Origin of the sequence: Pseudomonas luteola NBRC 103146 (assembly GCF_002091675.1) — a bacterium.
GTDB lineage: Bacteria > Pseudomonadota > Gammaproteobacteria > Pseudomonadales > Pseudomonadaceae > Chryseomonas > Chryseomonas luteola.
In genome coordinates this window covers 88997-106145 of sequence record NZ_BDAE01000011.1, presented here as the reverse complement: position 1 = coordinate 106145, position 17149 = coordinate 88997, and the positions used below count along the sequence as shown (strand labels likewise).

18 protein-coding genes are annotated in these 17149 nt (G+C 55.2%); 17 read left to right on the top strand and 1 reads right to left on the bottom strand.

Going from position 1 to position 17149, the window contains the following annotated elements; all coding sequences use genetic code 11:
* Positions 1 to 145 precede the first annotated feature (145 nt).
* From fliL to flhB, 8 genes are all read left to right on the top strand, one after another.
* On the top strand, positions 146 to 658 hold the full coding sequence (fliL, locus tag PLU01S_RS13665) for a flagellar basal body-associated protein FliL (protein ID WP_074825247.1): 513 nt from the start codon (positions 146 to 148) through the stop codon (positions 656 to 658).
* Between the two features lie 8 nt (positions 659 to 666).
* Positions 667 to 1638, top strand: coding sequence for a flagellar motor switch protein FliM (gene fliM, locus PLU01S_RS13660; RefSeq protein ID WP_074825249.1), 972 nt, complete (start codon positions 667 to 669; stop codon positions 1636 to 1638).
* Positions 1639 to 1705: 67 nt separating this feature from the next.
* Positions 1706 to 2161 carry a flagellar motor switch protein FliN gene (gene fliN / locus PLU01S_RS13655; RefSeq protein ID WP_074825251.1) on the top strand — a complete coding sequence of 152 codons (456 nt, stop codon included), beginning with the start codon at positions 1706 to 1708 and terminating at the stop codon, positions 2159 to 2161.
* A 4-nt stretch (positions 2162 to 2165) separates the two neighbouring features.
* A complete protein-coding gene (gene fliO / locus PLU01S_RS13650; protein ID WP_010797929.1) occupies positions 2166 to 2579 on the top strand; it encodes a flagellar biosynthetic protein FliO in 414 nt (137 codons plus the stop codon).
* An 82-nt stretch (positions 2580 to 2661) separates the two neighbouring features.
* Entirely contained in the window at positions 2662 to 3444 is a 783-nt protein-coding gene (gene fliP / locus PLU01S_RS13645; protein WP_026003850.1) for a flagellar type III secretion system pore protein FliP, read from the top strand.
* A gap of 13 nt (positions 3445 to 3457) precedes the next feature.
* Positions 3458 to 3727 (top strand): flagellar biosynthesis protein FliQ, encoded by a 270-nt coding sequence (gene fliQ / locus PLU01S_RS13640; protein WP_010797931.1) that lies wholly within the window; start codon positions 3458 to 3460, stop codon positions 3725 to 3727.
* 3 nt (positions 3728 to 3730) lie between these two features.
* Positions 3731 to 4507 (top strand): flagellar biosynthetic protein FliR, encoded by a 777-nt coding sequence (gene fliR, locus PLU01S_RS13635; RefSeq protein WP_074825253.1) that lies wholly within the window; start codon positions 3731 to 3733, stop codon positions 4505 to 4507.
* 13 nt (positions 4508 to 4520) lie between these two features.
* Positions 4521 to 5657: a flagellar biosynthesis protein FlhB gene (flhB, locus tag PLU01S_RS13630; protein ID WP_074825255.1), complete on the top strand. Its 1137-nt coding sequence runs from the start codon at positions 4521 to 4523 to the stop codon at positions 5655 to 5657.
* Positions 5658 to 5690: 33 nt separating this feature from the next.
* Here the strand turns inward: flhB and sodC are convergent, their stop codons facing one another.
* Positions 5691 to 6218: a superoxide dismutase family protein gene (gene sodC / locus PLU01S_RS13625; RefSeq protein ID WP_074825257.1), complete on the bottom strand. Its 528-nt coding sequence runs from the start codon at positions 6216 to 6218 to the stop codon at positions 5691 to 5693.
* Between the two features lie 280 nt (positions 6219 to 6498).
* Between sodC and flhA the strand changes: the two genes are divergently transcribed.
* The 9 genes from flhA (at position 6499) to PLU01S_RS13580 (ending at position 17147) form a co-directional block, all read left to right on the top strand.
* Positions 6499 to 8598, top strand: coding sequence for a flagellar biosynthesis protein FlhA (flhA, locus tag PLU01S_RS13620; RefSeq protein ID WP_074825259.1), 2100 nt, complete (start codon positions 6499 to 6501; stop codon positions 8596 to 8598).
* Between the two features lie 10 nt (positions 8599 to 8608).
* The gene (gene flhF, locus PLU01S_RS13615) at positions 8609 to 9937 is read left to right on the top strand and encodes a flagellar biosynthesis GTPase FlhF (RefSeq protein ID WP_074825261.1); all 1329 of its coding nucleotides are present in this window, start codon (positions 8609 to 8611) and stop codon (positions 9935 to 9937) included.
* 176 nt (positions 9938 to 10113) lie between these two features.
* Positions 10114 to 10941 (top strand): flagellar synthesis regulator FleN, encoded by an 828-nt coding sequence (gene fleN, locus PLU01S_RS13610; protein WP_074825264.1) that lies wholly within the window; start codon positions 10114 to 10116, stop codon positions 10939 to 10941.
* Positions 10938 to 11678 carry an RNA polymerase sigma factor FliA gene (gene fliA / locus PLU01S_RS13605; RefSeq protein WP_010797938.1) on the top strand — a complete coding sequence of 247 codons (741 nt, stop codon included), beginning with the start codon at positions 10938 to 10940 and terminating at the stop codon, positions 11676 to 11678. The genes fleN and fliA overlap by 4 nt, the downstream gene beginning before the upstream one ends.
* Before the next feature lie 79 nt (positions 11679 to 11757).
* Complete coding sequence (locus tag PLU01S_RS13600; RefSeq protein ID WP_173869067.1) at positions 11758 to 12132, top strand: chemotaxis response regulator CheY; 375 nt, start codon at positions 11758 to 11760, stop codon at positions 12130 to 12132.
* A 19-nt stretch (positions 12133 to 12151) separates the two neighbouring features.
* On the top strand, positions 12152 to 12937 hold the full coding sequence (locus PLU01S_RS13595) for a protein phosphatase CheZ (RefSeq protein ID WP_010797940.1): 786 nt from the start codon (positions 12152 to 12154) through the stop codon (positions 12935 to 12937).
* A gap of 26 nt (positions 12938 to 12963) precedes the next feature.
* Positions 12964 to 15189: a chemotaxis protein CheA gene (locus PLU01S_RS13590; RefSeq protein ID WP_074825267.1), complete on the top strand. Its 2226-nt coding sequence runs from the start codon at positions 12964 to 12966 to the stop codon at positions 15187 to 15189.
* 28 nt (positions 15190 to 15217) lie between these two features.
* Positions 15218 to 16321: a protein-glutamate methylesterase/protein-glutamine glutaminase gene (locus PLU01S_RS13585; RefSeq protein WP_074825269.1), complete on the top strand. Its 1104-nt coding sequence runs from the start codon at positions 15218 to 15220 to the stop codon at positions 16319 to 16321.
* An 85-nt stretch (positions 16322 to 16406) separates the two neighbouring features.
* Positions 16407 to 17147 carry a flagellar motor protein gene (locus PLU01S_RS13580; RefSeq protein ID WP_010797943.1) on the top strand — a complete coding sequence of 247 codons (741 nt, stop codon included), beginning with the start codon at positions 16407 to 16409 and terminating at the stop codon, positions 17145 to 17147.
* Positions 17148 to 17149 lie beyond the last annotated feature (2 nt).

Below are 17149 nucleotides of genomic sequence, written 5' to 3'. Positions count from 1 at the left end.
GCACGTGACGAGGTCCGTCTTACCAAGGGCTAATCTGATGGCCACGCCTCAAGCGATTGGCTAAAGATGAATGTATCAACAAGACTGCTGTTATTCCCTTTGCGTTTTAGGGCTGTAGGCGGTTCACTCAATTACGGATGTAAGCATGGCCAAGAAAGAACAAGCGGCTGATGACGCGGCCAAACCCGCTGGCAAAGGCAAGCTCAAGCTCATCATCATTATCGTGGTCGCATTGTTGTTGACGATAGGGGCTTCGGTAGGTGCAACATGGTTCATCATGAACAAGAAGGTTCATGATGCCGAGGCCTCAAAGGCGGAGCCCACCACTCCTGTCCGACTGCCTGCCATCTACGAAAAATTAACGCCGTCTTTTGTGGTCAACTTCAATGTGAACGGCAGGCAGCGTTATATGCAGGTGGGTGTGGCGCTGATGGGACGCGATCAGGCAAAGATGGATGAACTCAAGGCTCATTTGCCCCAGGTACGCAATCAACTGGTCATGCTGCTTTCTGCCCAGAGTTATGACGCCTTATTGACGCCGGTCGGCAAGGAATTGCTGCGTCAACAGGCAACTTCCAAGATTCAGGAGCTTGCTCAGAAGCAGGTGGGTCAACCTACGGTTGAGCAGGTTTTGTTTACTAACTTCGTCCTGCAATAGGGATTGCCATGTCTGTACAAGATTTACTGTCTCAGGATGAAATCGACGCGCTTCTTCACGGCGTCGATGATGGTCTTGTCGAAACGGATCCTATAGCGCCTACAGGCTCGGTCAGAGGGTATGACCTGACTAGCCAGGATCGTATCGTCCGTGGGCGGATGCCGACATTGGAGATGATCAACGAGCGCTTTGCCCGCTATACCCGGGTCAGCATGTTCAACCTGCTTCGTCGCTCGGCTGACGTGTCCGTAGGGGGTGTGCAGGTCTTGAAGTTCGGTGAGTATGTTCGCTCGCTGTATGTACCGACCAGCTTGAACATGGTGAAGATCAAGCCTTTGCGTGGTACGGCACTGTTTATTCTGGATGCCAAGTTGGTGTTCAAGCTGGTAGACAACTTCTTTGGTGGCGATGGCCGTCACGCCAAGATTGAAGGTCGTGAGTTTACGCCGACCGAGCTGCGTGTTGTACGCATGGTGCTTGACCAGTGCTTCGTTGACCTTAAAGAGGCCTGGGGTGCAATGCTCGCGTGTCAGTTCGAGTACATCAACTCCGAAGTCAACCCGGCCATGGCAAACATTGTCAGTCCGAACGAGGTGGTAGTGGTCAGCTCTTTCAGCATCGAGTTGGACGGCGGCGGCGGTGAGCTGCATATCGCCATGCCATATTCGATGATCGAGCCTATCCGTGAAATGCTGGACGCCGGCTTCCAGTCGGATGTGGATGATCAGGACGAGCGCTGGGTCAAGGCTATGCGCGAAGATCTTCTGGATATCCGTGTACCGCTGGAAGCGACGGTGGTGCGTCGTCAGCTCAGGCTACGTGACATCCTGCATATGCAGCCTGGCGATGTAATTCCAGTTGAGATGCCGGAGGAAATGCTGATGCGCGCCAATGGTATGCCAACGTTCAAGGTAAAAATGGGGGCTCGTAAAGGAAACCTGGCCTTGCAAATTATTGAACCGGTCAAGAGCTCTCGCTGATGCGATTTTGACTGAATGCTTTTATTTCTTTCGAGCCATAGGCTCACCGTTTTAGATTGAGGTTAAGATGGCAGATCAAAACACTAACAGCGAAGAACAGGCTCTGGCTGATGAGTGGGCCGCGGCGATGGCAGAGGCAGGCGAATCCAATCAGGATGAAATCGATGCGATGATGGCTCAGGGCGCTAGTCCCGCCTCACGCGCGCCTGTAGAAGAGTTTGCCGGAATCCAGGGTAACAATCAGCAGATTACCGGTATGGAAGGTCCGAACCTGGATGTGATTCTGGACATTCCTGTCATGATTTCGATGGAAGTCGGCCATACCGACATTTCCATCCGGAACCTGCTACAACTGAATCAGGGCTCGGTTATCGAGCTGGATCGCCTGGCGGGAGAGCCGCTCGATGTACTGGTCAACGGTACCTTGATTGCTCACGGCGAGGTGGTGGTGGTTAACGAGAAGTTCGGTATCCGGCTGACCGATGTCATCAGCCCCAGTGAACGTATCAAGAAACTACGCTGACCTTATGCGAATGCTCATTGCTCTACTGGCTACGTTGCCGCTTGTCTCTCAAGCGGCTGAAACAGCTGCACCGTCAACCAATATGGGATCGCAGCTGACACAACTCGTGTTGGGTCTGCTGCTGATCATTGGCCTGATTTTCGGGCTGGCCTGGCTTATCCGTCGGGTACAGCAGGTGGGGCCGCGTGGCAATAATGCTATCAAATTGGTAGCCACCCAGCATCTGGGACCGCGAGAGAGACTGGTGCTGGTGCAGGTAGGGCAGGAGCAGATACTTGTAGGACTTACGGCTGGGCGTATTACTCCTTTGCATGTGATGAAGGAACCGGTTCGCCTGGCCGATGAGCAACCGGCTTCGCCAGAGTTTGCTCAACGGCTTTTCGAGCTGATCAGCCGCGACCCAAAGGATAAGTCATGAGATTCGACTCATTGAAGTCTTTCGCGCGAGTGGTGCGGAGAATGAACTGGTGCTGACTGGTACAAGCGGTGTGTTTACGACGTTGTTGAAATCCAATCTTCGTTTGCTTCGTAATTGCCTGCTTGTGCTGGTAGCACTGGCGGCACCTTTGGCGTTTGGGCAGGAAAATGGGGCTAATAATCCGTTGTCCATTTCCGCTATTACCATGAGTACAAACGCCAACGGCCAGCAGGAGTACTCCGTAAGCCTGCAGATCCTGCTGATCATGACGGCGCTGAGTTTCATTCCAGCGTTTGTCATGCTGATGACCAGTTTTACACGGATCATCATTGTATTCGCCATTCTCCGCCAAGCCCTGGGCTTGCAGACAACGCCGTCAAACCAGGTGTTGATCGGACTGGCACTGTTCCTGACATTGTTCATCATGGCGCCGGTCTTTGACCGCATTAATAACGATGCCTTGCAGCCCTATATGAACGAGCAGCTGACGGCCCAGGATGCAATTGCGCGGGCAGAGGGGCCAATCAAGGACTTCATGTTGGCGCAGACCCGGCAATCCGATCTGGACATGTTCATGCGGCTATCCAAGCGTACGGACATCGCCACACCTGATCAGGCGCCGCTGACGATCGTGGTTCCAGCCTTTGTGACATCCGAATTGAAAACAGCCTTCCAGATCGGCTTCATGATCTTTATTCCATTCCTGGTAATTGACTTGGTGGTGGCCAGCGTGCTGATGGGGATGGGCATGATGATGCTTTCACCGATGATCATCTCGTTACCGTTCAAGCTGATGCTGTTCGTGCTGGTTGACGGTTGGTCGTTGATCATGGGTACGCTGGCTGGCAGCTTCGGTACTGTCTAAGAGGAGATACCCCATGACGCCTGAAGTAGCCGTAGATCTGTTTCGGCAAGCGCTCTGGTTGACGGCATTGCTTGTAGGCATTCTGATCGTGCCGAGCTTGCTGGTGGGCCTGGTGGTTTCAATGTTCCAGGCTGCTACACAGATCAACGAGCAGACCTTGAGTTTTCTGCCTCGACTGATTGTCACGTTGTTGACGCTGATTGTCCTAGGGCCTTGGCTCACCCGTGAGCTGATGGAGTTCATGCGCAACATGATCACCAATGTTCCGATGTTGATTGGTTAAGTCATGCTTGAGCTGAGTGATGCGCAGATTGGTGGCTGGGTCGGTACGTTCCTGCTGCCTCTGTTCCGTATTGCTGCCGTCTTTATGACGATGCCTATCATCGGGACCAATATGGTTCCCGCGCGCGTAAAGCTCTATATGGCGTTGGCCTTTACCGCTCTGCTGGTGCCTACGCTGCCCCCCATGCCACAGGTCGATGCCGTGAGCGTACAGGCCTTGCCGCTGATTGCAGAGCAGATCCTGATTGGCGCTCTGATGGGTTTTAGCCTCCAGCTGTTCTTTCACGTCTTCGTGATTGCTGGGCAGCTACTCTCCACCCAGGCAGGACTTAGCTTTGCATCGATGGTCGATCCGGCCAATGGCATTTCGGTGCCGGTGCTGGGGCAGTTCTTCAACGTACTGGTGACGCTGCTGTTCCTGTCCATGAACGGACACTTGATCGTCATGGAAATCCTGGCAGAAAGCTTTACCACACTACCGGTTGGTCAGTTGCTGTCTGTCGATCATTTTTGGGAGCTGGCCGGTAAATTGAGTTGGGTGCTTGGTGCAGGCGTATTACTGGTCTTGCCTGCTATTACGGCACTGCTGGTCGTGAACCTTGCTTTTGGCGTAATGACCCGCGCAGCGCCTCAACTCAACATTTTTTCCATTGGCATGCCCTTAACCGTAACGCTGGGTCTGGTCATTATCTGGATTGGTACAGCGGATATCTTTTCGCACTACGAATCATTAGTCACCGAAGCGCTGCAATGGCTCCGAGAGCTGGTGCGAGCGCGATAGGCAGGAGGTCGCCGTGTCGGACGAATCCAGCAGTGAAGACCGTACAGAGGAGCCCACCGACAAACGTAAGCGGGAGGCGCGCGAGGAGGGGCAGTTACCCCGATCCCGTGAGCTTGGCACGCTGACGGTTGTAATGGGTGGGCTGATAGCGCTTCTGGCGTTTGGTTCAGTACTTGGGGACGCTTTACTCGACCTGATGCGCGGCAGTTTTTCACTGAACCGTGAGGCCGTTCTGGATGAGCGGAACATGGGGATCATGCTGCTAACATCCGGCAAGGCCGCCATGCTGGGCATGATGCCGGTTTTTCTCGTCCTTGTGCTGGCTGCCGTTATTGGCCCGATTGCACTGGGAGGCTTCTTGTTTTCCAGCAAATCCCTTCAGCCCAAGTTCAGTCGAATGAACCCTCTTTCAGGACTCAAGCGCATGTTTTCGACCCATGCGCTGATGGAGTTGGGCAAGGCGCTGGCCAAGTTCGTTCTGCTGCTAACCATCGCTATCATGGTTCTCTTGTCTGAGCGCGATGCGTTGCTGTCCATTGCAAAGGAGCCTTTAGGCAGTGCCATTATCCATAGTATAAAAGTGGCGGGACATGCAGCGTTGATGGTGTCTTTAGGGCTATTACTTATCGCAGCTATTGACGTACCGTTCCAATGGTATAGCAACAAGAAAAAGCTGATGATGACCAAGCAGCAGATCAAGGATGAATACAAGGACAGCGAAGGCAAGCCCGAAGTAAAAGGGCGGATGCGCCAGATGCAGCGCGAAATGGCGCAACGTCGCATGATGACCGCTGTGCCAGAGGCCGACGTCATTATCACCAACCCAACACATTATGCTGTGGCGCTAAAGTATGACGCTGCAACCGGAGGCGCGCCAATCCTAGTAGCCAAAGGTAGCGACTTTGTGGCGTTGAAGATTCGTGAGCTTGCTCAGGAGCATGCCGTTACGACGCTTGAATCACCCGCCCTGGCGCGAGCGGTGTACTATTCCACTGATATCGATAGAGAGATTCCGGCAGGGCTTTACATCGCTGTGGCGCAAGTGCTGGCCTACGTTTATCAGCTCAAGCAGTACAAAGCTGGTCAGGGCCGGCGTCCAGAGCAACCGCATGAGCCGCCTATCCCGCCAGATTTACAGCGTGACGAGTAGATAAGAAAGGCCCCGCTGAACGGGGCCTTTTTATTACTTGATAACCCCGCACGCCATCCGGGCTCCACCACCGCCTAGCGGCTTGGGATGATCCGAGTGGTTATCGCCGCCTACGTGAACCATGAGGGCGTGACCTTTGATTTCATTCAAGTCCTTGAGGCGCGGCGCCAGCACGGGCTGTGAGGCTGTTCCGTCGCTTGTGACATAAAGGGCGGGCAGATCACCTTTATGGCCGTCGCCCCAGGGAGCGTCATGCTTGCCGGTATTCTCAGGGTCCCAGTGACCGCCTGCGGCGCCTGCCGGTGTGTTCTTGCCATCGACTTCTGCAGCATCACAGCTGGGTTTGGCATGAATATGGAATCCATGTGTCCCTGGCTCCAGACCTTTTAGCTCAGGTGTAAATACCAAGCCGTAGTCAGTCTTTACGATGGTGACGCTGCCTACACTTTCGCCCGGACCTTTCTCTGTTGCGATATTTAATGGAACAGTCACGGCGTCATCCGCCTGGGCCATACCAGCGAGTCCTGCTGACATCAGCGTTACGGCAATCCATTTTTTCATCGGGTTCTCCTGTTATCCACTTTTATGCGCGTCTTGTGAAGGGACCTCATATGCGTGTTCAGGTTTCCTTATTACAGTGCTCGTATCAACGATGGCTAAAGGCCGGCCTCAAGAAAACAGCCTGGCAGGCCGATATAACAGGCGCAAACGCAACAAATTCAAACAAAAGAGGAACTTGGCCCGTTGCTTGCTGAATAGCCTGTATCAAGACGCTCTGACGTCAAAAGATTGATATGCAAGGCATTCAAGAGGAACGACTGTGAAAGTTAATCACGGGCAAATGTTGACCAATGTTCGCAGCCTGAGCCGCGGTAACCTGGCTGTACCGATATTGGTTCTGGCCATGCTCGGCATGATGACATTGCCGATCCCGCCGTTTCTGCTGGACGTGCTGTTTACCTTCAATATCGCGCTGTCGATCGTGGTATTGCTGGTAAGCGTTTATGCGCTACGGCCTTTGGACTTTGCGGTGTTTCCGACGATTCTGCTCGTGGCCACGTTGCTGCGCCTGGCATTGAACGTGGCGTCTACACGTGTCGTTCTTTTGCATGGTCATGATGGCCATGCCGCTGCCGGTAAGGTGATTCAGGCCTTTGGTGACGTAGTGGTGGGTGGTAACTACGTTGTCGGTGCGGTCGTGTTCGCCATCCTGATGATCATCAACTTTGTGGTAGTGACCAAGGGTGCTGGTCGTATCTCCGAAGTATCCGCGCGTTTCACTCTGGACGCCATGCCTGGTAAGCAGATGGCCATCGACGCTGACCTGAACGCCGGTGTGATCGATCAGGCCGAAGCAAAGAAGCGTCGTGCCGAGGTAGGTCAGGAAGCTGACTTCTACGGTTCGATGGATGGTGCCAGCAAATTCGTTCGCGGTGACGCGGTTGCCGGTCTGCTGGTACTGTTCATCAACCTGCTCGGTGGTATCGCGATCGGGATGATGCAGCATAACCTGAGCATTGCCGATGCAGGCCGTATCTATGCACTGCTGACTATTGGTGACGGCCTGGTTGCCCAGGTGCCTTCGCTGTTGCTGTCCGTTGCGGCTGCCATCATGGTAACCCGTGTGTCTTCTTCCGAAGACATGGGGCAGCAGGTCAACCGTCAAATGTTCGCCTCGCCAAAGGCGCTTGCTGTCTCTGCGGCCATCATCATTGCTATGGGGCTGGTACCCGGCATGCCGCACGTGCCGTTCTTGGGTTTGGGCTTCATGGCTGCTGCCGGTGCCTATTTCATCTGGGATCGCCAGCGCAAGGTCAAGCAAGTGGCCGAGCAGGAAGCTCAGCGTCAGCAGGAGTTGGCCCCCGTACAGCGCCCCGCTGAAACCAAGGAGCTGGGCTGGGATGACGTAACGCCTGTCGACATGGTTGGCCTGGAAGTAGGTTATCGCCTGATTCCTTTGGTAGATCGCAACCAGGGCGGTGAGCTGCTAACGCGTATCAAGGGTGTTCGCAAGAAGCTGTCCCAGGATCTTGGCTTCCTTATGCCCGCTGTGCATATTCGCGACAACCTGGAACTGATGCCCAATGCTTATCGTTTGACGTTGATGGGCGTGAATGTTGCGGAAGCCGAAATCTATCCGGACCGCGAACTGGCTATAAACCCGGGTCAGGTATTCGGCACGTTAAATGGTGTGATTGCCAAAGATCCGGCGTTTGGCCTTGATGCGGTTTGGATTGACGTCAGTCAGCGTGATCAGGCGCAGTCCCTAGGCTATACCGTGGTCGATGCCAGCACGGTCGTTGCGACCCACCTCAACCAGGTTCTCCAAAAGCATGCCCACGAGCTGTTGGGGCATGAAGAAGTGCAGCAATTACTGCAGCTTCTGGCCAAGAGTTCGCCCAAGTTGGCCGAAGAACTGGTGCCAGGCATGATTTCCTTGTCTACGCTTCTTAAGGTATTGCAGCAATTGCTGCAGGAGCAGGTCTCGGTACGTGATGTTCGTACGATTGCTGAGGCTATTGCGAATGTGGCGCCGCGTAGTCAAGATCCCGCCGTCATGGTTTCGTCGGTTCGTGTGGCGCTGTCCCGTGCAATCGTCCAAAACATCATTGGACTGGAGCCCGAGCTGCCTGTTATTACGCTGGAACCGAGATTGGAACAGATGTTGCTTAATGGTATGCAGAAGGCTGGACAGGGTGTTGAAGATGGCATGTTCCTGGAACCAGGAATGGCCGAGAAATTGCAACGCTCTCTGGTAGATGCAGCACAGCGTCAAGAAATGATGGGTAAGCCAGTCGTGTTACTGGTAGCCGGTGCGATTCGCGGGATGATGTCCCGCTTCGCTCGAATGGCAGTTCCCACTATGTCTGTGCTGGCTTATCAGGAAATTCCGGATAACAAACAAGTCACCATTATCGCAACGGTTGGCCAGAACGGCTGAGGTTTGAACCATGCAAGTTAAACGCTTTTTTGCTGCTGATATGCGTCAAGCCATGAAAATGGTTCGTGACGAACTGGGTGCAGATGCCGCGATCCTGAGCAATCGCCGTGTTGCCGGTGGCATTGAGCTGACCGCTGCCCTGGATTATCAAGCGCCGACTCCTACTGCGCCGAATGCTGCGCTGGAAGCCGAGCTGCGTAAAACCCAAGTGCGTATCGCCGAAGCCCACGCTGAACTGGCCATTCGCTCGCCTAACCAGGGTATCGCTGCGCCGCAAGCCAACGCTAGTCAACTCTTTGGCAGTGAGCAGATCAGCGCTCGCCAGGAACCTGTTATCTCCGAGCCCAAAGTTGCCCAGCCAGCACCTGCCGTTGCCGCCGCGCCTTCTGCCGAAGAGCGCCGCGCGCTGGATGCCATGCGCTCCGAGATCACCGGGCTACGTGAATTGATTGAAGTGCAGCTGGGCTCTATCGCCTGGGGCCAGATGCAGGACAAGCGTCCTGACGAAGCAAACTTCTGGCGCCGCCTGCAACGCATGGGACTTCCGGCTGATCTGTGCCGTGACCTGATGGCGCGTGTGGCAAGTGTGAACGAGCCCCGTCAGGCCTGGCGTATGCTGCTGGCCCACCTGACCCAGGCAATCGACACGCCCCAGGTTGATCTGCTGGAAGAGGGCGGTATCGTCGCGTTCGTCGGTCCCGCCGGATCGGGCAAGACCACTACGCTGTCCAAAATGGCAGCGAGCTATGTTCTGAAGTATGGCGCGCAAAGTCTTGCGCTGGTCACCATGGATAGCCATCGCATCGGGGCCCAAGAACAAATCAAGACGTTGGGTCATATTCTCGATGTGCCGGTTACCGTTGTAGATCCACGTCAGTCGTTGGCTCAGGCGCTTGAGCCACTGGCTCGCAAGCGCATGGTCCTGATCGATACGGCAGGTATCCCGGCCAATGACCCCTCCCTGCGTCTGCAGCTGGAAGCGCTGGCTAATGAGAAACTGAAGATTCGTAGCTATCTGGTCATGGCAGTAACCAGCCAGAGCCAGGTGCTAAAAGCGGCTTATCACAACTACAAGGGGTGCGGTCTGGCTGGTTGTGTTCTGACCAAACTGGATGAGTCCGCGACGTTGGGTGAAGCGCTCGGTATAGCCATTAGCCATCATATCCCGGTAGCCTATCTCTCCGACGGTCCTCGCATCCCTGACGACCTGCATATTGCGCGCAAGCATCAGCTGGTTAGCCGTGCAGTCAATCGTCAGCTGACCGAGGAGCCTGCAGAGGAAACCATGGCGGATATGTTTGCCGAGCTTTATCAAAAGCCGGCCAAGCGCGTCGGTTAAATTACAGTTTTTTGCGAGTTGGGTAAGGTTTTTGCAATAGAAGGTTTACAGGCGTCGTAGTGTCAGAAAGCAGTACACGCTTCAGGTTTAAGTGCCAGCTGGCTCGTTAGCATAACGATCTGGCTACACCATAAATGCCCTCTACGGGCTGGCTGGTTTTTCATAGGTGTACAGCAATGGGTATGCATCCCGTACAGGTAATTGCAGTGACAGGCGGCAAGGGAGGCGTTGGAAAAACCAACGTTTCGGTAAACCTTTCGCTAGCGTTGGCTGAACTGGGCCGACGTGTCATGTTGCTCGATGCCGACTTGGGCTTGGCAAACGTCGACGTTCTGCTCGGTTTGACCCCGAAGCAGACGCTCGCCGATGTGATCGAAGGTAAATGTGATCTTCGCGACGTGATTTTGCAAGGCCCTGGCGGTATCCGGGTCGTTCCGGCCGCTTCCGGTGCGCAAGCCATGGTGCAGTTGTCGTCTCTTCAACATGCCGGTCTGATCCAGGCATTCAGTGACATCAGCAACGATATCGATGTGCTTGTTGTCGATACAGCTGCCGGCATCGGTGATTCGGTCGTGAGCTTTGTACGGGCTGCCCAGGAGGTGCTTCTGGTGGTCTGTGATGAGCCTACTTCGATCACGGACGCTTATGCGCTTATCAAGATGTTCAACCGCGATCATGGAATCACGCGGTTTCGCGTACTGGCGAATATGACATTGACGCCCCAGGAAGGTCGCAATCTCTTTGCTAAGCTGACCAAGGTAACTGACCGTTTCTTGGATGTGGCTCTGCAGTATGTGGGTGCGGTTCCTTTTGATGAATGTGTACGGAAAGCCGTCCAGAAGCAGCGGTCCGTATACGAAGCATACCCGCGCTCCAAAGCCGCTCTGGCTTTCCGGGCTATTGCCCAGAAGGTGGATGCTTGGCCCTTGCCGGCCAACCCACGCGGTCACTTGGAGTTTTTCGTCGAACGATTGGTGCAACCCACTGTAGGGCCAAATGTATGACAGCGTCCAGCGGTCTCCGTATGTACAGTAAATCTCAGACCCATTCACAGCAGGAGCAACTGATCAATCAGTATGCGCCGCTGGTCAAGCGCATTGCCTATCACCTGTTGGCGCGTCTGCCTGCCAATGTACAGGTGGAAGATCTCATGCAGGCCGGCATGATCGGCCTGCTCGAGGCCTCCAAGAAGTACGATGCCGGCAAAGGTGCAAGCTTTGAAACCTATGCCGGTATCCGTATCCGCGGAGCCATGCTGGACGAGGTTCGCAAAGGTGATTGGGCACCTCGTTCGGTGCATCGTAACAGCCGTATGGTGGCCGATGCGATTCGTGCTGTTGAAGCAAGAACGGGTCGTGACGCTAAAGATCCTGAAGTTGCTGCCGAACTTGGTGTAAGCCTTGAAGAATATTACGGCATTCTCAATGACACATTGGGAAGTCGCCTGTTCAGCTTCGATGACTTGATGGAAGAGGGTGAGCACGGTCTCGAAGAGAGCGGAGCCCATGATTTCGAGCCAGGTCGAGGACTGGAAGATGATCGTTTCAAGCAGGCCCTGGCGGAAGCCATCGCCAATCTTCCAGAGCGTGAGCGTCTCGTCTTGTCGCTGTATTACGACGAGGAGTTGAACCTAAAGGAAATCGGAGAGGTGCTTGGGGTAAGTGAATCCCGAGTCTGTCAACTGCACAGTCAGTGCGCAGCACGTCTGCGGGCTCGTCTGGCTGAATGGCGTTCGCGCTAAGGCAAAACACTAAGCATGTATGGCATGCCTTTGAAAAGGCATGTCTGGGGTAAGGATGGAGGTCGACTTGGACAAAGATATGAAAATTCTCATCGTGGACGATTTTTCCACCATGAGACGCATCATCAAGAATCTGCTGCGAGATCTGGGGTTCACCAATACTACCGAGGCCGACGACGGCTTGACGGCGTTGCCGATGCTGCAAAGCGGCAACTTCGACTTCCTGGTAACGGACTGGAACATGCCGGGTATGACCGGTATCGACCTGCTACGGGAAGTCCGTGCCGATGCACGCCTGAAGAACCTGCCTGTTCTGATGGTAACGGCCGAAGCCAAGCGCGAACAAATTGTCGAGGCAGCTCAAGCGGGTGTGAATGGTTACGTTGTGAAGCCGTTTACTGCCCAGGTGCTCAAAGAAAAGATCGACAAGATCTTTGAGCGGGTCAACGGCTGATAACCATCTCGAGGATGTTATGGACCTTGGCAGTAAATCATTCGAAGACCTGGAATCGACCCTGAAAAAGCATGCCCAAGAGCTGGTTGCCAGCCTTGAAGATGGCAATTTCAGCCAGGCAGTGCAGCTCATCAATGAGCTCAATCAGGTGCGAGATCGTGGTCTGTATCAGGAAATCGGCAAGCTGACGCGTGAGTTGCACAACGCGATCGTCAACTTCCAGATCGATCCCCAGGCGTCCTATGCCAATGAAGTGACAAACATTGCAGACGCCACCGATCGCCTAAGCTACGTTGTGGAAATGACGGAGCGTGCTGCCAACCGTACCATGGACTTGGTCGATGCCAGCACACCGCTTATCGAATCATTTGGTAAGGACGCTCATGACCTCCACGCCGAGTGGGGCCGCTTTATGCGGCGCGAGCTCAGTGCCGAGGAGTTCCGCGAGCTGGCCAAGCGCGTCGGTGCGTTTCTGGGGCGCAGCGACGAGGACGCCCACAAGCTGTCTTCGCTGCTGAACGACATCCTGCTGGCGCAGGATTACCAGGATCTTACAGGCCAAGTCATCAAGCGTGTGACGAACCTTGTTACACAAGTCGAGCGCGATCTCGTCAAGCTGGTCCGTATGGCCGGTCAGGTGGATCGTTATGCAGGAATTAGCCACGACCACGTCAAGGCCATCGAAGAAATTCAAAAAGAAAAGTCTTCGAAGGGTGAAGGTCCGCAGATTCATGCCGATAAAAGAGAAGACGTCGTATCCAGCCAGGATGACGTAGATGACCTTCTGTCCAGCCTTGGTTTCTAAACCTGGCCTTTTTGGAGAGTGCATGAATGAGCTTCGACGCCGATGAAGAAATCCTCCAGGATTTCCTGGTAGAGGCCGGCGAGATTCTCGAATTGTTGTCCGAGCAATTGGTGGAACTCGAAAGCCGCCCGGATGATATGAATCTTCTCAACGCCATCTTCCGTGGATTCCACACGGTAAAGGGAGGGGCAGGCTTCCTCCAGTTGCACGCCCTTGTTGAGTGCTGCCACATTGCCGAAAACGTGTTCGACATCCTGCGTAAGGGTGAGCGCCGCGTTGATGCCGAGCTGATGGACGTTGTCCTTCAAGCTCTGGATACGGTAAACGAAATGTTCGGCCAGGTACGTGAGCGTACTGAGCCGACACCGGCTACTCCTGAGCTGCTGGCTGCCTTGGCACGTCTGGCGGAGCCTGAGGGCGCCGAACCTGCTCCCACTGCTGTGGAGCCGGTTCAGACCCCTGTGGTTGCTGTCCAGGCACCTGCTGCCAGTGATGTAAGCGACGATGAGTTTGACCGACTCCTCGATGCAATCGGGAATGAGCCTGCACCTGTGGCAGCCGTTGGCTCGGCCGTACCTGCATCTGGCGACGAAATCACCGATGACGAGTTTGAATCTCTGCTGGATCAGCTGCACGGCAAAGGTAAGTTTGATGCTGCTGTTGCAGCGCCGTCCGAGCCTGCCAAGGCTGCTGCTCCGGTAGCCAAGTCAGGTGACGAGATCACGGATGACGAGTTTGAATCTCTGCTGGATCAGCTGCACGGCAAAGGTAAGTTTGATGCTGCTGTTGCAGCGCCGTCCGAACCTGCCAAGGCTGCTGCTCCGGTAGCCAAGTCAGGTGATGAAATCACGGATGACGAGTTCGAGTCCCTGCTGGATGAGCTGCATGGAAAGGGCCGTTTCGACGGTGGTGTTGCGGCTGCTCCTGTAGCGCCTGCACCTGCTCCGGTTACCAAGGCAGCATCTGCTCCTGTGGCGAAGCCCCAGCCTGCAGCGGCCCCAACACCGGCAGCCAGTGCAGCACCCAAAGCTGAACCGCGTGCGGCGGCTGCTCCGGCAGGCGAGAAGCCGGCCAGCGAAGCTGAAACAACCGTGCGTGTGGACACCGCCCGTCTCGACGAGATCATGAACATGGTCGGTGAGCTGGTGCTGGTGCGCAATCGTCTGGTTCGTCTTGGGCTGAACAGCGGCGATGAGGCCATGGCCAAGGCTGTATCGAACCTGGACGTTGTGACCGCGGATCTTCAGACCTCGGTCATGAAGACGCGCATGCAGCCAATCAAGAAGGTATTCGGACGCTTCCCGCGTCTGGTTCGTGACTTGGCGCGCAACCTGAAGAAAGAAATCAACCTTGAGCTTGTGGGTGAAGAAACCGATCTCGACAAGAACTTGGTAGAGGCCTTGGCTGACCCGCTGGTGCACTTGGTGCGCAACGCGGTCGACCATGGAATCGAGGAGCCTGCCGAGCGCGAGAAGAATGGCAAAGCCCGTGCGGGCCGTGTCGTTCTGTCTGCAGAGCAGGAGGGCGATCATATCCTGTTGGCGATCTCTGACGATGGTAAAGGAATGGATCCCAACGCTCTGCGCGCCAAGGCTGTTGAAAAAGGCCTGCTCGATAAGGATGCGGCGGAGCGTCTGACCGATCTTGAATGCTACAACCTGATCTTTGCACCAGGCTTTTCAACCAAGACCGAAATCTCCGATATTTCCGGTCGTGGTGTGGGCATGGACGTGGTGAAGACCAAGATTACCCAGCTTAACGGCACGGTAAACGTCTTCTCCAACAAGGGGCAGGGCTCCAAGATTGTGATCAAGGTCCCGCTGACCCTGGCGATCATGCCAACCCTGATGGTAATGCTGGGCGATCAGGCCTTTGCATTCCCACTGGTCAACGTGAACGAGATCTTCCACCTGGACCTCTCCCGCACCAATGTGGTCGACGGTCAGGAAGTGGTCGTGGTTCGCGACAAAGCACTGCCGCTGTTCTACCTCAAGCGCTGGCTGGTCAAGGATGCAGCTTACGATGAGCAACAGCAGGAAGGTCACGTTGTTATCCTGTCGGTCGGTACGCAACGCATCGGTTTTGTTGTGGATCAACTCGTAGGTCAGGAAGAAGTAGTCATCAAGCCATTAGGCAAGATGTTGCAAGGAACGCCGGGTATGTCGGGAGCCACCATTACAGGTGATGGCCGGATCGCATTGATCCTTGACGTACCGAGCATGCTCAAGCGCTACGCGCGCCGCGGTATTTGAGTCGAAGCCCCGCCGTTAGGAGTGTCATATGGCTGTAAGAGTGTTGGTGGTGGATGATTCGGGTTTCTTCCGCCGCCGTTTGACTGAAATCCTGGCGGGTGATCCCAATATTACGGTCGTCGGTACGGCGACCAATGGGCGTGAAGGGATTGATCAGGTGATGGCGTTGAAACCCGACGTCGTTACCATGGATTATGAGATGCCCTTCATGGATGGCATTACGGCCGTTCGGCACATCATGCAGAAGTGCCCGACGCCTGTTCTGATGTTTTCGTCGCTGACGCATGAAGGCGCTCGGGTTACGCTCGATGCGCTGGATGCGGGTGCGGTAGATTATCTACCCAAGAATTTCGAGGATATTTCCCGCCATCCCGAGAGCGTAAAGCGCTTGTTGTGCGAGAAGATCCATACCATTGCGCGCAGCAACCGCCGGTTGTCGTCTGGAAGTGTGTCGGCCCATGCGCCTGCACCCACCTCAACAACCCCTCGCCCGGCGGCGCGGACTGCTTCGGCACATCCGGCAGGCTCCTCGGCTTCAGCGTCGGTGACCAGTGCTGCGCCACGGCGCAAGAATTACAAGCTGGTGGCCATCGGTACGTCGACCGGTGGTCCTGTGGCGTTGCAACGGGTACTGACCCAATTGCCTGCCAACTTTCCAGCGCCAATCGTGCTGATTCAGCACATGCCTGCCGCCTTTACCAAGGCGTTTGCAGAGCGTCTGGACAAATTGTGCAAGATTTCTGTCAAGGAAGCTGAGGATGGCGATCAGCTTCGTCCTGGGCTGGCGCTACTGGCGCCTGGCGGCAAGCAGATGATGCTGGACGGGCGTGGCGGCGTGAAGATATTGCCGGGCGATGAGCGGCTGAATTACAAGCCCTGCGTCGATATCACCTTTGGCTCGGCGGCCAAGATTTTCCCGGACAAGGTATTGGCGGTGGTGCTGACCGGCATGGGCTCTGATGGCCGTGAGGGTGCTCGCCTGCTCAAGCAGGGTGGTAGCCAGATCTGGGCGCAGGACGAGGCCAGCTGCGTGATTTATGGCATGCCCATGGCCGTGGTCAAGGCAAATCTGGCAGATGCCGTCTACAGTCTTGACGACATCGGTCGACACATTACTGACGCGTGCATGTAATGGTACCGCTCTTGCTAGGCAGGAGCGGCGCCGGATTTGAATTTGACAGGTTTTGGCTTGCTGCCATGCCTTAGGGAGATGATGTGTGGATGTCTTGAGCCTGATTGGCATCCTGTTGGCCTTTATTGCCATCATTGGAGGTAATTTTCTTGAGGGCGGCACCATCGCCGCTCTACTCAACGGGCCTGCTGCCCTGATCGTACTGGGCGGCACATGCGGTGCGGCCATGCTGCAGACGCCTATCCGTGTTCTCAAGCGCTCCCTGACAATGCTCAGTTGGGTTTTCCTGCCGCCAAGAGTCGACATGCCAGCCGGTATCAATCGCATCATTGGCTGGAGCATGTCTGCCCGTAAGGAAGGTCTGCTGGGGCTTGAACCGCTCGTGGATGCCGAACGTGATCCATTCGCCCGCAAAGGCCTGCAGCTACTGGTCGATGGTGCCGAGCCTGAAGCCATTCGCAGCATTCTGGAAGTCGATATGTATGGCCAGGAAGATCGTGATATCCAGGCGGCCAAGCTGTTCGAGGCCATGGGTGGGTATGCGCCTACCATTGGGATTATCGGTGCCGTGATGGGGCTTATCCATGTCATGCAGAACTTGGCAAACCCTTCCCAGCTGGGTAACGGGATTGCTGTTGCATTCGTAGCCACAATTTATGGGGTTGCATTCGCCAACCTGCTATTACTTCCGATTGCCAACAAGCTCAAAGGCATGGTGCTGCGTCAAACTCGCTATCGGGAGATGCTTCTGGAAGGTTTGCTGTCTATTGGCGAAGGTGAAAACCCTCGTTCCATCGAACTCAAGCTGCAAGGCTTCATGGAGTAACC

Bases quoted from the DNA above. Each gene is read 5' to 3' on its own strand.
- fliL (WP_074825247.1), top strand. From the start codon at position 146: ATGGCCAAGAAAGAACAAGCGGCTGATGACGCGGCCAAACCCGCTGGC.
- fliM (WP_074825249.1), top strand. From the start codon at position 667: ATGTCTGTACAAGATTTACTGTCTCAGGATGAAATCGACGCGCTTCTT.
- fliN (WP_074825251.1), top strand. From the start codon at position 1,706: ATGGCAGATCAAAACACTAACAGCGAAGAACAGGCTCTGGCTGATGAG.
- fliO (WP_010797929.1), top strand. From the start codon at position 2,166: ATGCGAATGCTCATTGCTCTACTGGCTACGTTGCCGCTTGTCTCTCAA.
- fliQ (WP_010797931.1), top strand. From the start codon at position 3,458: ATGACGCCTGAAGTAGCCGTAGATCTGTTTCGGCAAGCGCTCTGGTTG.
- fliR (WP_074825253.1), top strand. From the start codon at position 3,731: ATGCTTGAGCTGAGTGATGCGCAGATTGGTGGCTGGGTCGGTACGTTC.
- sodC (WP_074825257.1), bottom strand. From the start codon at position 6,218: ATGAAAAAATGGATTGCCGTAACGCTGATGTCAGCAGGACTCGCTGGT.
- flhA (WP_074825259.1), top strand. From the start codon at position 6,499: ATGTTGACCAATGTTCGCAGCCTGAGCCGCGGTAACCTGGCTGTACCG.
- flhF (WP_074825261.1), top strand. From the start codon at position 8,609: ATGCAAGTTAAACGCTTTTTTGCTGCTGATATGCGTCAAGCCATGAAA.
- fleN (WP_074825264.1), top strand. From the start codon at position 10,114: ATGGGTATGCATCCCGTACAGGTAATTGCAGTGACAGGCGGCAAGGGA.
- fliA (WP_010797938.1), top strand. From the start codon at position 10,938: ATGACAGCGTCCAGCGGTCTCCGTATGTACAGTAAATCTCAGACCCAT.
- PLU01S_RS13600 (WP_173869067.1), top strand. From the start codon at position 11,758: ATGAAAATTCTCATCGTGGACGATTTTTCCACCATGAGACGCATCATC.
- PLU01S_RS13595 (WP_010797940.1), top strand. From the start codon at position 12,152: ATGGACCTTGGCAGTAAATCATTCGAAGACCTGGAATCGACCCTGAAA.
- PLU01S_RS13590 (WP_074825267.1), top strand. From the start codon at position 12,964: ATGAGCTTCGACGCCGATGAAGAAATCCTCCAGGATTTCCTGGTAGAG.
- PLU01S_RS13585 (WP_074825269.1), top strand. From the start codon at position 15,218: ATGGCTGTAAGAGTGTTGGTGGTGGATGATTCGGGTTTCTTCCGCCGC.